Source organism: Burkholderia sp. Ac-20344, assembly GCF_017104975.1.
In the GTDB taxonomy this organism is placed as follows: Bacteria; Pseudomonadota; Gammaproteobacteria; order Burkholderiales; family Burkholderiaceae; genus Burkholderia.
The window spans coordinates 18,063-32,228 of sequence record NZ_JAAGPP010000041.1; the positions used below are offsets into that span (position 1 = coordinate 18,063).

At 65.2% G+C, this 14,166-nt stretch carries 11 protein-coding genes; 7 read left to right on the forward strand and 4 right to left on the reverse strand.

Annotated elements, in window-relative coordinates; translation table 11 throughout:
- Window positions 1-46 precede the first annotated feature (46 nt).
- Both icd and G3N64_RS15475 read left to right on the forward strand, forming a co-directional pair.
- Complete coding sequence (icd, locus tag G3N64_RS15470; RefSeq protein WP_006478026.1) at window positions 47-1,303, forward strand: NADP-dependent isocitrate dehydrogenase; 1,257 nt, start codon at window positions 47-49, stop codon at window positions 1,301-1,303.
- 281 nt (window positions 1,304-1,584) lie between these two features.
- Window positions 1,585-3,813, forward strand: a complete 2,229-nt coding sequence (locus G3N64_RS15475; protein WP_205784730.1) for an NADP-dependent isocitrate dehydrogenase — start codon at window positions 1,585-1,587, stop codon at window positions 3,811-3,813.
- Between the two features lie 123 nt (window positions 3,814-3,936).
- Here the strand turns inward: G3N64_RS15475 and G3N64_RS15480 are convergent, their stop codons facing one another.
- Window positions 3,937-4,161: a hypothetical protein gene (locus G3N64_RS15480; RefSeq protein WP_006490888.1), complete on the reverse strand. Its 225-nt coding sequence runs from the start codon at window positions 4,159-4,161 to the stop codon at window positions 3,937-3,939.
- A gap of 670 nt (window positions 4,162-4,831) precedes the next feature.
- Here G3N64_RS15480 and G3N64_RS15485 point away from each other — a divergent pair.
- Window positions 4,832-6,430 carry a multicopper oxidase family protein gene (locus G3N64_RS15485; RefSeq protein ID WP_205784731.1) on the forward strand — a complete coding sequence of 533 codons (1,599 nt, stop codon included), beginning with the start codon at window positions 4,832-4,834 and terminating at the stop codon, window positions 6,428-6,430.
- 182 nt (window positions 6,431-6,612) lie between these two features.
- On the opposite strand, the gene G3N64_RS15490 is transcribed toward G3N64_RS15485, so the two are convergent.
- Window positions 6,613-6,816, reverse strand: a complete 204-nt coding sequence (locus G3N64_RS15490) for a cold-shock protein (protein WP_006478030.1) — start codon at window positions 6,814-6,816, stop codon at window positions 6,613-6,615.
- A 545-nt stretch (window positions 6,817-7,361) separates the two neighbouring features.
- On the opposite strand from G3N64_RS15490, the gene clpS reads away from it, so the two are divergent.
- From clpS to G3N64_RS15510, 4 genes are all read left to right on the forward strand, one after another.
- Window positions 7,362-7,676 (forward strand): ATP-dependent Clp protease adapter ClpS, encoded by a 315-nt coding sequence (gene clpS / locus G3N64_RS15495; RefSeq protein ID WP_006398529.1) that lies wholly within the window; start codon window positions 7,362-7,364, stop codon window positions 7,674-7,676.
- Entirely contained in the window at window positions 7,673-9,973 is a 2,301-nt protein-coding gene (clpA, locus tag G3N64_RS15500) for an ATP-dependent Clp protease ATP-binding subunit ClpA (protein ID WP_011352966.1), read from the forward strand. The genes clpS and clpA overlap by 4 nt, the downstream gene beginning before the upstream one ends.
- Before the next feature lie 104 nt (window positions 9,974-10,077).
- Entirely contained in the window at window positions 10,078-11,457 is a 1,380-nt protein-coding gene (locus G3N64_RS15505) for an amino acid permease (protein WP_205784732.1), read from the forward strand.
- Between the two features lie 136 nt (window positions 11,458-11,593).
- Window positions 11,594-12,364, forward strand: coding sequence for a hypothetical protein (locus G3N64_RS15510; protein WP_205784733.1), 771 nt, complete (start codon window positions 11,594-11,596; stop codon window positions 12,362-12,364).
- A 51-nt stretch (window positions 12,365-12,415) separates the two neighbouring features.
- Here G3N64_RS15510 and dut read toward each other — a convergent pair whose 3' ends face one another.
- Both dut and coaBC read right to left on the reverse strand, forming a co-directional pair.
- Window positions 12,416-12,862 carry a dUTP diphosphatase gene (gene dut / locus G3N64_RS15515; protein WP_059531700.1) on the reverse strand — a complete coding sequence of 149 codons (447 nt, stop codon included), beginning with the start codon at window positions 12,860-12,862 and terminating at the stop codon, window positions 12,416-12,418.
- Window positions 12,863-12,917: 55 nt separating this feature from the next.
- Window positions 12,918-14,129: a bifunctional phosphopantothenoylcysteine decarboxylase/phosphopantothenate--cysteine ligase CoaBC gene (gene coaBC / locus G3N64_RS15520; RefSeq protein WP_205784734.1), complete on the reverse strand. Its 1,212-nt coding sequence runs from the start codon at window positions 14,127-14,129 to the stop codon at window positions 12,918-12,920.
- Window positions 14,130-14,166 lie beyond the last annotated feature (37 nt).

Consider the following 14,166-nt stretch of genomic DNA (forward strand, 5'->3'; position numbering starts at 1 on the left):
AGCTTCGACCAGCATCACCTGCTCAGCCACGTCACTGGAGTCGATCATGCCGTATCAGCACATCAAGGTTCCGGAAGGCGGTGACAAGATCACCGTCAACAAGGACTTCTCGCTCAACGTTTCCGATCAGCCGATCATTCCCTATATCGAAGGCGACGGTACGGGCTTCGATATCACGCCGGTCATGATCAAGGTCGTCGACGCGGCGGTCGCGCATGCCTACAAGGGCAAGCGCAAGATCCACTGGATGGAGATTTTCGCGGGCGAGAAGGCGACGAAGGTGTACGGTCCGGACGTGTGGCTCCCGGACGAAACGCTGCAGGTGCTCAAGGAATACGTGGTGTCGATCAAGGGGCCGCTCACGACCCCGGTCGGCGGCGGCATCCGTTCGCTGAACGTCGCGCTGCGCCAGGAGCTCGACCTGTACGTGTGCCTGCGCCCGGTGCAGTACTTCAAGGGCGTGCCGTCGCCGGTGCGCGAACCGCAAAAGATCGACATGGTGATCTTCCGCGAGAACTCGGAAGACATCTACGCAGGCATCGAATGGGCCGCGGGCTCCGAGCAGGCGAAGAAGGTGATCAAGTTCCTGCAGGACGAGATGGGCGTGAAGAAGATCCGCTTCCCGGAAACCTCGGGGATCGGCGTCAAGCCCGTGTCGACCGAAGGCACCGAGCGTCTCGTGCGCAAGGCGATCCAGTACGCGATCGACAACGATCGCAAGTCGGTCACGCTGGTGCACAAGGGCAACATCATGAAGTTCACGGAAGGCCTGTTCCGTGACGCCGGCTACGCGCTTGCACAGAAGGAATTCGGCGGCGAGCTGATCGACGGCGGCCCGTGGATGCGCGTGAAGAACCCGAAGACGGGCAACGAGATCGTGATCAAGGATTCGATCGCCGATGCGTTCCTGCAGCAGATCCTGCTGCGCCCGGCCGAATACGACGTGATCGCCACGCTGAACCTGAACGGCGACTACATCTCCGACGCGCTGGCCGCGCAAGTCGGCGGCATCGGGATCGCGCCGGGCGCGAACCTGTCGGATTCGGTCGCGATGTTCGAAGCGACGCACGGCACCGCACCGAAGTACGCAGGCAAGGATTACGTGAACCCCGGTTCCGAGATCCTGTCGGCGGAAATGATGCTGCGCCACCTCGGCTGGACGGAAGCAGCCGATACGATCATCGCCGCGATGGAGAAGTCGATCCTGCAGAAGCGCGTCACGTACGACTTCGCGCGCCTGATGGAAGGTGCGACGCAGGTGTCGTGCTCGGGCTTCGGTGAAGTGCTGATCGAGAACATGTAAGTCCCCTTCCGGGGTGGGCCGGCAGGTTGCCGGCCGCCCCGGCGCTGACTGCCGGCGCCGGAGCGTTTCGTGGATGGCAGGTTTGTTGGCAGGGCGGTCCGGCATGCGGGCCGCGGCGCCGCGAAGCGGCCCGGAGGCCCTGCAAGGTAGAACATGACGGCCCTCGCAACACCACCGCCCGGCTGAGCCGGCGCGCCCCTTTCGCGACTCACCCGGTCGCTCCCCGCCGGTTACCGCCGGCGCTCCTCAGTCCAAAATTTTCACGTAGCAACGCATCGACCATGTCCACTTCGCCCAAGATCATCTACACCCTCACCGACGAAGCGCCCGCGCTCGCGACCTATTCGCTGCTGCCGATCGTCAAGGCCTTCACGCGCTCGTCCGGCGTTGCCGTCGAGACGCGCGACATCTCGCTCGCCGGCCGCATCGTCGCGGCATTTGCAGACATCCTGCCGCCCGAGCAGAAGGGTGCCGACGATCTGGCCGAACTGGGCCAGCTCACGCTGAAGCCGGAAGCGAACATCATCAAGCTGCCGAACATCAGCGCATCGGTGCCGCAGCTCAAGGCCGCGATCGCCGAACTGCAGGCGCAGGGCTATAAGCTGCCGGCCTACCCGGAAGATCCGTCGACGGACGAAGAGAAGGCGGTCAAGGCCCGCTACGACAAGATCAAGGGCAGCGCGGTGAACCCGGTGCTGCGCGAAGGCAACTCCGACCGCCGCGCGCCGCTGTCGGTCAAGAACTACGCACGCAAGCATCCGCACAAGATGGGCGCGTGGAAGGCCACGTCGAAGGCGCACGTCGCGCACATGAGCGAAGGCGACTTCTACGGCAGCGAGAAGTCGGCGCTGATCGCCGATGCCGGCAGCGTGAAGATCGAACTCACGACGACCGACGGCGTGAAGAAGGTGCTGAAGGAAAAGACGGCGGTGAAGGCCGGTGAAGTGATCGACGCTTCGGTGATGAGCCGCAACGCGCTGCGCAGCTTCATCGAAGCACAGATCGCCGATGCGAAGGCGCAGGACGTGCTGTTCTCGGTGCACCTGAAGGCGACCATGATGAAGGTCTCGGACCCGATCCTGTTCGGTCACTTCGTGTCGGTGTTCTACCGCGACGCGCTCGCGAAGCACGCGGACGTGCTGGCGCAACTTGGTTTCAACCCGAACAACGGGATCGGCGACCTGTACGCGCGCCTGAAGGATCTGCCGGCCGACACGCGCGAAGCGATCGAAGCCGACGTCAAGGCCGAGTACGCAGTGCGCCCGCGTCTCGCGATGGTCAACTCGGACAAGGGCATCACGAACCTGCACGTGCCGAGCGACGTGATCGTCGACGCATCGATGCCGGCGATGATCCGCGATTCGGGCGGCATGTGGGGCCCGGACGGCGAACTGTCCGACGCGAAGGCCGTGATCCCGGACCGCTGCTACGCAGGTGTCTACCAGGCCGTGATCGAGGACTGCAAGCAGCATGGCGCGTTCGATCCGGTCACGATGGGCAGCGTGCCGAACGTCGGCCTGATGGCGCAGGCGGCTGAAGAATACGGTTCGCACGACAAGACGTTCCAGATCCCGGCGGACGGCGTCGTGCGCGTCACCGACGAAGCGGGCAACGTGCTGCTCGAGCATGCCGTGGAATCGGGCGACGTCTGGCGCATGTGCCAGACGAAGGACGCGCCGGTGCAGGACTGGGTCAAGCTCGCGGTGAACCGCGCGCGTGCGACCGGCGCACCGGCCGTGTTCTGGCTCGATCCGGCACGTGCGCACGACGCGCAGATCATCGCGAAGGTCGAGCGTTACCTGAAGGATCACGACACGAACGGCCTCGACATCCGCGTGATGACGCCGGTCGACGCGACGCGTTTCTCGCTCGAGCGCATCCGCGCGGGCAAGGACACGATCTCGGTCACCGGCAACGTGCTGCGCGACTACCTGACCGACCTGTTCCCGATCATGGAACTCGGCACCAGCGCGAAGATGCTGTCGATCGTGCCGCTGATGGCCGGCGGCGGGATGTTCGAAACGGGTGCGGGCGGTTCCGCGCCGAAGCACGTGCAGCAGTTCGTCGAGGAAGGCTTCCTGCGCTGGGATTCGCTCGGCGAATTCCTCGCGCTGGCCGCGTCGCTCGAACACCTCGGCAACGCATACGAGAACCCGAAGGCGGTCGTGCTCGCGAAGACGCTCGACCAGGCGACCGGCAAGTTCCTGGACGAGAACAAGTCGCCGGCGCGCAAGGTCGGCGGCCTCGACAACCGCGGCAGCCACTTCTACCTGTGCCTGTACTGGGCACAGGCGCTGGCCGAGCAGACCGAGGCCCCAGCGCTGAAGGCGCAGTTCGAAGGCGTGGCGAAGGCGCTGGCCGACAACGAAGCACGCATCCTGGAAGAACTGGCGGCCGCGCAGGGCAAGGCGCAGGCCATCGGCGGCTACTACCGTCCGAACGTCGACCTGACGAGCCAGGCCATGCGCCCGAGCGCGACGCTGAACGGCATCGTCGACGCGATCGCCTGACGCGAGCCGCGCGATCGCGCGAGTCGTTGCGTGTGCGGGCGCGGCGGGCATCGCTGCCTGCCGCCCGTTACAAAAGAAAAACGCCCCGGACGCCCGGGGCGTTTTTCGTTGCAGGCTTGCCATTCAGACGTGAACGATTTCCCATTCGGCGATTTCGTGCGGCACTTCGAGCGTTGCCGTGTCCAGTTCGGACAGTTGCTCGCAGTCGCCACGGGAGATGTGGTCGGCTGCCACTTCGGGGCACGAGAATGCGCCGAGCAGGGCGTTGCCGAACGTCGCTTCCCAGCCGCCGTTACCCGGCAGGATGTAGAACGACCCGAGCGCTGAACCAAAGCGAAATCCCTTCATTTCCGTTCTCCCTTTCTGATCACAAGCGATTCTGTTGTGCCGCCTGCCGGTTCGGCGGGCTGTGGCCCGACTGGCTGCTTGCGCCGGGTTCCATTTCGAACGTCGTGGCGAAGCGTCAGTGCATGGGACAAAGTCTACGTCCGCGACCGGGTCGGATAGTGCATGTAGAACGGCTTCAATAGACAAAAATTCTCTTTTAAAAACAAACAATTATTCTTGCCGTTTTGTATTGCGGAACGTTTTTTGGCATCGCGAAACGGGAAATTTGTGCCCTGCACCACGAATTTTTACAACGCAGAGACTTGTTCCGCATCGTGAAATATTGGCGGGTTTGCGGATCGGTGGCGTGGCAAGCGCCAGGGCGGGGCCGAACGGCGGGCGTCAGGCAACCGTCTGGAAGCTGCACGCGGCGGGGTGAGCGGTGCTGCGGTCGCGAGTGAAGGGCCGTGCAGCGCGGGTCGACGATGCCGGTCGATGCGTGCCGAATCGGGTGTGGCGTCGTCGAGCGCTGCGGCGTATCGCCGCCCGGCCGGCGGTGGTGCTTTTCGATATGGGCCTGCGGTTATGATGACGCGGGCATCAGGATTTGCGTCGCGCATCGGCGCTTGAACCGGCCGGCGCAGGCGTCGCGGCGGCCGCGCGACGCAGCATGGATAATGAGGAACGATTGATGATACGGAGAACCTTTCTGTCGCGCGCTATCGGTGTCGCGGCTGCGTCGCTGTTCGCGCGTGCCGCGTGGGCGCAGCATGCCGGTCACGCCGGCATGGATTCGATGGACGACATGCCCGGCATGTCGGGCATGTCAGGGATGGCGGGTCACGGGCAGCACGGCAAGTCCGCACCGGCCGCGCTCGCGGCCGCCGACGCGCTGCCGGCCGGCGCGCCGCTCGCGGCGCTGCGCACGCTCGCGAACGAAAGCCGCGAGCCCGGCACGTTCCGGGCTACGCTGGTGGCGCAGCCGGTAGCGCGCCCGATGCTGCACGGTGCACGGCCGACCACGTTCTGGCAGTTCGGCGCGGGCACGCAGGGCCCTGTCGTCGGTCCGCTGATCGACGTGCGCGAGGGCGACACGGTCGAGATCAAGTTCGTGAACAAGCTGCCGCAGCCGTCGACGATCCACTGGCACGGCCTGCCCGTGCCGCCCGACCAGGACGGCAACCCGTCCGACCCCGTCGCGCCCGGCGCGTCGCGCGTGTACCGCTTCACGCTGCCGAAGGGGAGCGCCGGCACCTACTGGTACCACCCGCATCCGCACATGATGACGGCCGAGCAGGTCTTCCGCGGGCTGGCCGGCCCGTTCGTCGTGCGCGCCGCGGACGATCCGCTAGCCGGCTGGCCCGAGCGCAACCTGTTCGTGTCGGACCTGAAGCTTGCGCGCGACGGCACGATTGCACCGAACGACATGATGGACTGGATGAACGGCCGCGAGGGCCAGTTCGTGCTGGTCAACGGCGCACGCCGGCCACGGATCGACGTCGCGGGCGACGAGCGCTGGCGCGTGTGGAACGCGTGCAGCGCCCGCTACCTGCGCGTCGCGTTCGACGATGGCCGCGCGTTCGAGCACGCGGGCACCGACGGCGGGCTGTTCGACGCGCCGCGCCGCGTCACGTCGCTGCTGATCGCGCCGGGTGAGCGGGCGGAGCTGCTGGTGCGCGCCGGCGATCGTGCGTCGCGCGCGGTACTGCAGGCGGCCGAATACGACCGCCGCAAGATGTCGATGTCGCACGATGACGGGCACGGCAGCCTGCCGCCCGATCCGGCGCTGGCCCTGGCCGACGTCGCGTTCGCGCCGGCCACTGCACGTGTGCTGCCCGCGACGCTGCGTGCGGTGCCGCCGCTGGGCGAGCCGGTCGCGCACAAGGAGGTGGCGTTCGGCGAAGAGATGGACATGGACGCGATGATGAAGGGCGGCGCGCACGGCCGCCCGGCGGGCATGCGCTTCACGATCAACGGCGACACCTACGCGCCGCACCGCGCGACGCTGACGAGCCGCCGTGGCGACGTCGAGCGCTGGACGATCCGCAACGGCACCGACATGGATCACCCGTTCCACCTGCACGGCACGCAGTTCCAGGTGATCGAGCGCGCGTCGGGCGGTTCGCGCAAGAGCGAACCGTTCCGCGCATGGCGCGATACCGTGAACGTACGCAGCGGCGAAACCGTGACGATTCTCGTCACGCAAGACATGCCGGGCGAGCGCATGTTTCATTGCCACATTCTCGAACACGAGGATCTCGGCATGATGGGCACGCTGAAGGTCGTGTAACGAAGTGGCGATTATGTTTCACGTGAGGGACGAGTATCCGATCTGCGCGCGAGACGAGACAATGCGTGTTCAATTACCGGGATTGAACGAAAAGGCCGGCCAATCGATTATCGATTGGCCGGCCTCAAAAAAAAGAAACCCGGCGCATTGCGCCGGGTTTCTTCGTTCGAAATCCGATGCCCTTATGCGGCCTGGATGTTCGATGCTTGCTTGCCCTTCGGTCCTTGAACGACGTCAAAGCTCACCTTCTGGCCTTCCTTCAGCGTCTTGAAGCCATTCATGGTGATTGCCGAGAAGTGCGCAAACAGATCCTCACCGCCCTCGTCGGGAGTGATGAAACCGAAGCCCTTCGCGTCGTTGAACCACTTAACGATACCAGTTGCCATTTCCTACTTCCCCTGTCACACAGTCGCTGCTACTTACCACGAGCACGCTCGAAAAGCTAAACGACCGGAAAATGCAGCCGTTCCCCCCTCACAAGCTCACCTCGGCCTCTTTCATTTCGCCAACCGGCAAATTGAAAAAAGTGCCAGCTTGATTGTTGGCGCTCTTTATTGGAGTGTCAAGTGGAATTTTTAGACGTTTAGAGGGCCGTTGTAAAGAACCCATTTTCAGGGTTTTTCCGGCTTTGCTTTGCAGCACGCGGCCAAGCGCGGGGACTTGAAAAGCCGCATAATCAGCTCATATACCAGGCTCGAGTGACACGCGTTCGAGTCGTCCCGGCTTGTGGGATACTGGATGCGGATACGACGTTCCGGTGCGGTTCCCCCTGACGGTTCGTGTTCCGCGCCACGCGTGAAAGCCGGCACCGCAGCCGGCTTTCGTATGGCGCGAAGAAGATCGCGTGTTCCGGGATTCCGGGGAGGGCGCCGGCCGGTCGGTCGGGTAATGGCAGGATTGCGGGCCTGTCCGAGTTGTTTAGAATGGGTGTATGGCGATTATCCCGGACAAGCAGGACAGCACCGTCCTGGAACGCAAGCAGCAGAAGCTCAAGCCGCCTTCGATGTACAAGGTGGTGCTGCTGAACGACGACTTCACGCCGATGGAATTCGTCGTGATGGTGGTCCAGGAGTATTTCAAGAAGGATCGCGAGACGGCCACGCAGATCATGCTGAAGGTCCATCGCGAAGGGCGAGGAGTTTGTGGGGTCTATACGCGGGACATCGCGTCGACCAAGGTTGAGCAAGTCGTTACCCATGCGCGGCAGGCCGGGCATCCGCTGCAGTGCGTGATGGAGGAAGCATGATTGCCCAGGAATTGGAAGTCAGCCTGCACATGGCGTTCATGGAAGCACGCCAGGCGCGCCATGAGTTCATTACGGTCGAGCATCTGCTGCTGGCCCTGCTGGATAATCCGACGGCAGCCGAGGTGTTGCGCGCGTGCGCGGCAAACATCGAGGACCTGCGTCAGAACCTGCGCAATTTCATCCACGACAACACACCTACCGTCCCGGGCACCGACGATGTCGATACCCAGCCGACGCTCGGTTTCCAGCGCGTGATTCAGCGCGCGATCATGCACGTCCAGTCGACGTCGAACGGCAAGAAGGAAGTCACCGGCGCGAACGTGCTGGTCGCGATCTTCGGCGAGAAGGATTCCCACGCCGTGTACTACCTGCAGCAGCAGGGCGTCACGCGCCTCGACGTCGTCAACTTCATTTCGCACGGCATCGCGAAGACGAACAACGGCGAAGCCGCGAAGTCGGCCGATGCGAACGCGGAAAGCGAAGACGCGAATGCGCAAAAGGAAACGCCGCTCGCGCAATTCACGCAGAACCTGAACCAGATGGCGAAGGACGGCCGCATCGATCCGCTGATCGGTCGCGAGCCCGAGGTCGAGCGCGTGGTCCAGGTGCTGTGCCGTCGCCGCAAGAACAATCCGCTGCTCGTCGGCGAGGCCGGCGTCGGCAAGACCGCGATCGCGGAAGGGCTCGCCTATCGCATCACGCGCGGCGAAGTGCCGGACATCCTCGCGAACGCGCAGGTCTACTCGCTCGACATGGGCGCGCTGCTCGCGGGCACCAAGTACCGCGGCGATTTCGAGCAACGGCTGAAGACGGTGCTGAAAGAGCTGAAGGAGCGTCCGCACGCGATCCTGTTCATCGACGAGATCCATACGCTGATCGGCGCGGGTGCCGCGTCGGGCGGCACGCTGGATGCGTCGAACCTGCTGAAGCCGGCGCTGTCGTCAGGCGTGCTGAAGTGCATCGGCGCGACCACGTTCACCGAATATCGCGGCATCTTCGAAAAGGATGCGGCGCTGTCGCGGCGCTTCCAGAAGGTCGATGTGACGGAGCCGACCGTCGAGCAGACGGTCGCGATCCTGCGCGGGCTGAAGTCGCGCTTCGAGGAGCATCACGGCGTCAAGTATTCGTCGGGTGCACTGTCGGCCGCGGCCGAACTGTCGGCGCGCTTCATCACCGACCGTCACCTGCCCGACAAGGCGATCGACGTGATCGACGAAGCGGGCGCCGCCCAGCGCATCCTGCCGAAGTCGAAGCAGAAGAAGACGATCGGCAAGAGCGAGATCGAGGAAATCATCTCGAAGATCGCGCGTGTGCCGCCGCAGAGCGTGTCGCAGGACGACCGCAGCAAGCTGCAGACGCTCGACCGCGACCTGAAGAGCGTCGTGTTCGGCCAGGATCCGGCGATCGACGCGCTCGCGGCTTCGATCAAGATGGCGCGCGCGGGCCTCGGCAAGATGGACAAGCCGATCGGCGCGTTCCTGTTCTCCGGCCCGACGGGTGTCGGCAAGACCGAAGTGGCGCGCCAGCTCGCATTCACGCTCGGCATCGAGCTGATCCGCTTCGACATGTCGGAATACATGGAGCGTCACGCGGTGAGCCGCCTGATCGGCGCGCCGCCGGGCTACGTCGGGTTCGACCAGGGTGGTCTGCTGACCGAAGCCGTCACGAAGAAGCCGCACTGCGTGCTGCTGCTCGACGAAATCGAGAAGGCGCATCCGGACATCTTCAACGTGCTGCTGCAGGTGATGGACCACGGCACGCTGACGGACAACAACGGCCGCAAGGCGGATTTCCGCAACGTCATCATCATCATGACGACGAACGCGGGCGCCGAGTCGATGCAGAAGGCGACGATCGGCTTCACGACGCGCCGCGAAACGGGCGACGAGATGACCGACATCAAGCGCCTGTTCACGCCGGAGTTCCGCAACCGCCTGGATTCGATCATCAGCTTCCGCTCGCTCGATGAGGAAATCATCATGCGCGTGGTCGACAAGTTCCTGATCCAGCTCGAGGAACAGCTGCACGAGAAGAAGGTCGACGCGCTCTTCACCGACGCGTTGCGCAAGCATCTCGCGAAGCATGGCTTCGACCCGCTGATGGGCGCGCGGCCGATGCAGCGGCTGATCCAGGATACGATCCGGCGCGCGCTGGCCGACGAGCTGCTGTTCGGCAAGCTCGTCAACGGCGGCCACGTGACGGTCGATGTCGACGAAAACGACAAGGTGCAGTTGTCGTTCGACAAGCTGGCGAATCCGCCGCACAAGCCGAACGAAGAGGCAGTCGAAGTCGAGTAAGCGATAATCGGGTAGTTCATGCGAACGGCGCGGGATGTCTTCCGCGCCGTTTCGTTTTATCTGGCGCCGGCGGCGCGATGGTGGTGCAGGGGAGTGGCAAGGCAGTGACACAACAACAACGGACGTTCGACGACATCGTCGCGCGCGAACAGGGTTTGCGCCATGCGCTGACTTCCGGGCAGATGGCGATGATCGCGATCGGCGGCGCGATCGGCACGGGGCTGTTCCTCGGCAGCGGGTTCGCGATCGGGCTCGCCGGCCCGAGCGTGCTCGTCTCGTACGCGATCGGCGCGCTGATCGCGCTGCTGCTGATGGGCGCGCTCGCGGAAATGACGGTTGCGCATCCGACGGCCGGGTCGTTCGGCGCATATGCCGAGCACTATGTCGGCCCGCTGGCGGGCTTCTTGGTGCGCTATGCGTACTGGTTCGCGGTCGTGTTCGCGATCGGCACCGAGATCAGCGCGATCGCCGTGTTCATGAAGTACTGGTTCCCGGCCGTGCCCGGCTGGTACTGGGTGATCGGCTTCTCCGCGCTGCTGATCGCCGTGAACCTCGCGAGCGTCACGCTGTACGGCACGGTCGAATACGCGTTCTCGCTGCTGAAGATCGCGGCGATCGTCGTGTTCATCGTGCTCGGTGCCTCTCTCGTGTGGTCGGCGCCGGCCGCATCGGGCATCGGATTCGCGAACTACACCGCGCACGGCGGCTTCATGCCGAAGGGGCCGTGGGGCACCTGGGTCGCGGTGATCGTCGCGATCTTCAGCTACATGAGCATCGAAGCCGTCGCGATCGCGGCCGGCGAGGCGCGCGATCCGCAGCATGCGGTCACGCGCGCGTTCCGCTCGACCGTGTTCCGGCTCGTGCTGTTCTACCTGCTGACGCTGTCGCTGATGCTCGCGATCGTGCCGTGGACACAGGCCGGCACCGACGAAAGCCCGTTCGTGAAGGTGATGGCCGCGACCCACGTGCCGTATGCGGCAGGCGTGATCAACTTCGTGTTGCTGATTGCGGCGCTGTCGGCGATGAACAGCCAGCTTTACGTGACGACGCGGATGATGTTCAGCCTGTCGCGCGCAAGGCTCTCGCCCGCGGTGTTCGGCCGGCTCGGCGCGAACGGCGTGCCGCGTGCGGCGCTGTGGATCTCGACGAGCGGCGTCGCGGTGGCGGCCGTGCTGGTTGCGCTCGCGCCCGACACCGCGTTCACCGTGATGATGGCGATCGCGATGTTCGGCGCACTGTTCACGTGGCTGATGATCTTCGTCACTCACCTGCGCTTCCGTTCGCGGTATCGCGGCCCCGCGCTCGCATTCCGGATGTGGGGGCACCCGTTCGGCAGCCTGCTCGGTGCGGGGCTCGTCGCGGCGATCCTGTTTACGACCGCGTTCACGCGCGAATTCCGGATGACGATGGTGGTCGGCGTCGTGTTCGTCGTGCTGCTCACGCTCGCGTACGCGCTGCATTACCGGCACGAACACGCTCGTTGACGGTGCCGGCGGGGCCGCTCGCTCCGTTTTCCCGTTCGCTAAGGTTCCGTTAAGCCCGCGGCGACTACATTCGATCCTGTCTGCAAGGCAGGCCGGCCCGCGCCGGCCTGCCGCTTTCCTGCAAAAAGGGGTTCGAATGAGCAAACTGCCCGAAATCACGCTCGCGTTCTGGATCATGAAGATCTGCGCGACGACGCTCGGCGAAACCGGCGGCGACCTGCTGTCGATGACGCTGAACGTCGGCTACGCGGTGAGCTCGATCCTGCTGTTCGGTTTCTTTCTCGTGACGTTGGGCGCGCAGCTCAGGACAACGCGTTACCGTCCGGCGATCTACTGGGCCGTGATCGTCGCGACGAGCACGGCCGGCACGACGATGTCCGATTTCATGGATCGCACGCTCGGCCTCGGCTATGCGGCCGGCTCGTCGATCCTCGTTGCGATCCTGCTGGCGATCTTCGCGGTGTGGCGCCTCAGCGGCGAATCGCTGTCGGTCGACCTGATCCGCACGCGCAAAGTCGAGCTGTTGTACTGGATCGCGATCCTGTTCTCCAACACGCTCGGCACCGCGCTCGGCGATTTCCTCGCGGACAGCTCGGGGCTCGGCTTCGGCGGCGGCGCGCTGCTGATCGGCGGGCTGCTCGCGGTGATCGTGCTCGCGCACAATTTCACGCGGATCTCTGGCGTGCTGCTGTTCTGGGCCGCGTTCGTACTCACGCGTCCGTTTGGCGCGACGGTCGGCGACCTGCTGACGAAGCCGGTCGCGAAGGGCGGCCTCGCGCTCGGCACGGTCGGTTCGTCTGCCGTGCTGCTCGGCGTGCTGGTCGCACTGGTGATCTACGCGATCGTGGCCCAGGCGCGGCAGCGCGACCTGACGCCCGCGCGGATCGCGCAAGCCGTCGAGGAATGACGGCCCAAGAAAAGAACAAGGGGCCGCGAGGCCCCTTGTTCATTGCGTCGTTCAGTGACGGCCGGTGCTGCCGAAGCCGCCCTCGCCACGATCGCTTTCCGCGAAGTCGTCGACGATGTTGAACTGCGCCTGCACGACCGGCACGATCACCAGCTGGGCGAGCCGTTCGAACGGATTCAGCACGAACTCGGTCTGGCCGCGGTTCCACGTCGAGATCATCAACTGGCCCTGGTAGTCGGAATCGATCAGGCCGACGAGGTTGCCGAGCACGATGCCGTGCTTGTGGCCGAGGCCCGAGCGCGGCAGGATCAGCGCCGCGTAGCCGGGATCGGCGAGATGGATCGCGAGGCCGGTCGGCACGAGCGTCGTTTCGCCCGGCTGCAGCGTGACCGGTGCGTCGAGGCACGCACGCAGGTCGAGGCCCGCGCTGCCGGTGGTCGCGTAGGCGGGCAGGTAGTCGCGCATGCGCGCGTCGAGAATCTTCAGGTCGAGTTTCATGCGGTCGTCGGATGAGTCGGGAAGGGCGCGGCGGCGGCCGCCGCCGCGCGGGAGATCAGATCAGGCTGTTGTCGGGCAGGCGCTTTGCGATTTCCGCGACGAGCGTGTGCGCGAGTTCGTCCTTCGGTGCGCGCGGCAGGCGCGTGAGGCCGGCGGCCTCGAACAGCACGACTTCGTTGTCGTCGCGACCGAACGTCAGCGGGCCGAGGTTGCCGACGAGCAGCGGCACGTTCTTGCGTTTGCGCTTCTCGTCGCCGTGCACGTCGAGGTCGCCGCTTTCGGCCGCGAACCCGACGCAGAACGGCGGATCGGGCAGCGCCGCGACCGACGCGAGGATGTCGGGGTTCTCGACGAAGGCGAGGGCGGGCACCTTGTGGTCGGCCGTCTTCTTCATCTTGTGCTCGGCCGGCTGGGCGACGCGCCAGTCGGCGACCGCAGCCACCGCGATGAAGATGTCGGCATCGGCGACGGCATGCATGACCGCGTCGTACATCTGCTGGGCCGTCTGCACGTCCTGGCGGTAGACGCCCCACGGCGTGTCGAGCGCGACCGGCCCCGCGACGAGATGCACGTCGGCGCCGGCCTGCTGCGCGGCGCGCGCGAGCGCGAAGCCCATCTTGCCGCTCGAGCGGTTCGTGAGGCCGCGCACCGGGTCGAGCGGTTCGAACGTCGGGCCGGCCGTGATCAGCACGCGCCGGTGCGCGAGCACCTTCGGCGCGAAGTGCGCGACGATCGCTTCATAGATCGCCTCGGGCTCGAGCATGCGGCCGTCGCCGACTTCGCCGCACGCCTGCGCCCCCGAATCCGGGCCGAGCACCGACACGCCATCCGCGCGCAGTTGCGCGGCGTTACGCTGCGTGGCCGGGTTCTGCCACATCTGGCGGTTCATCGCGGGCACGACGAGCAGCGGACAGTCGCGTGCGATGCACAGCGTCGACAGCAGGTCGTCGGCAAAGCCGTGCGCGAGCTTCGCGAGGAAATCCGTCGATGCGGGCGCGATCACGATCGCGTCGGCTTCGCGCGACAGGTCGATGTGCGCCATGTTGTTGTCGACGCGCGCGTCCCACTGGCTCGTATAGACGGGCCGGCCCGACAGCGCCTGCATCGTGACGGGCGTGATGAACTGGGTGGCGGCTTCGGTCATCGCGACTTGTACGGTCGCGCCGGCCTTGGTGAGCAGCCGAGTGAGCTCGGCGATCTTGTAGCAGGCGATGCCGCCCGTCAGGCCGAGAACGAGGTGTTTTCCAGCGAGTTCTGCGTGTGCCAACTCAGGCCTCCAAGGGTCGAACGGAACGGCCGGCGCG

What these genes read in the sequence shown, in the direction of transcription:
- G3N64_RS15490 (WP_006478030.1), bottom strand. Translation starts at nt 6,816, where the DNA reads ATGGCAACTGGTATCGTTAAGTGGTTCAACGACGCGAAGGGCTTCGGT.
- clpA (WP_011352966.1), top strand. Translation starts at nt 7,673, where the DNA reads ATGATTGCCCAGGAATTGGAAGTCAGCCTGCACATGGCGTTCATGGAA.
- G3N64_RS15475 (WP_205784730.1), top strand. Translation starts at nt 1,585, where the DNA reads ATGTCCACTTCGCCCAAGATCATCTACACCCTCACCGACGAAGCGCCC.
- icd (WP_006478026.1), top strand. Translation starts at nt 47, where the DNA reads ATGCCGTATCAGCACATCAAGGTTCCGGAAGGCGGTGACAAGATCACC.
- clpS (WP_006398529.1), top strand. Translation starts at nt 7,362, where the DNA reads ATGGCGATTATCCCGGACAAGCAGGACAGCACCGTCCTGGAACGCAAG.
- dut (WP_059531700.1), bottom strand. Translation starts at nt 12,862, where the DNA reads ATGAAACTCGACCTGAAGATTCTCGACGCGCGCATGCGCGACTACCTG.
- G3N64_RS15480 (WP_006490888.1), bottom strand. Translation starts at nt 4,161, where the DNA reads ATGAAGGGATTTCGCTTTGGTTCAGCGCTCGGGTCGTTCTACATCCTG.
- G3N64_RS15485 (WP_205784731.1), top strand. Translation starts at nt 4,832, where the DNA reads ATGATACGGAGAACCTTTCTGTCGCGCGCTATCGGTGTCGCGGCTGCG.
- G3N64_RS15510 (WP_205784733.1), top strand. Translation starts at nt 11,594, where the DNA reads ATGAGCAAACTGCCCGAAATCACGCTCGCGTTCTGGATCATGAAGATC.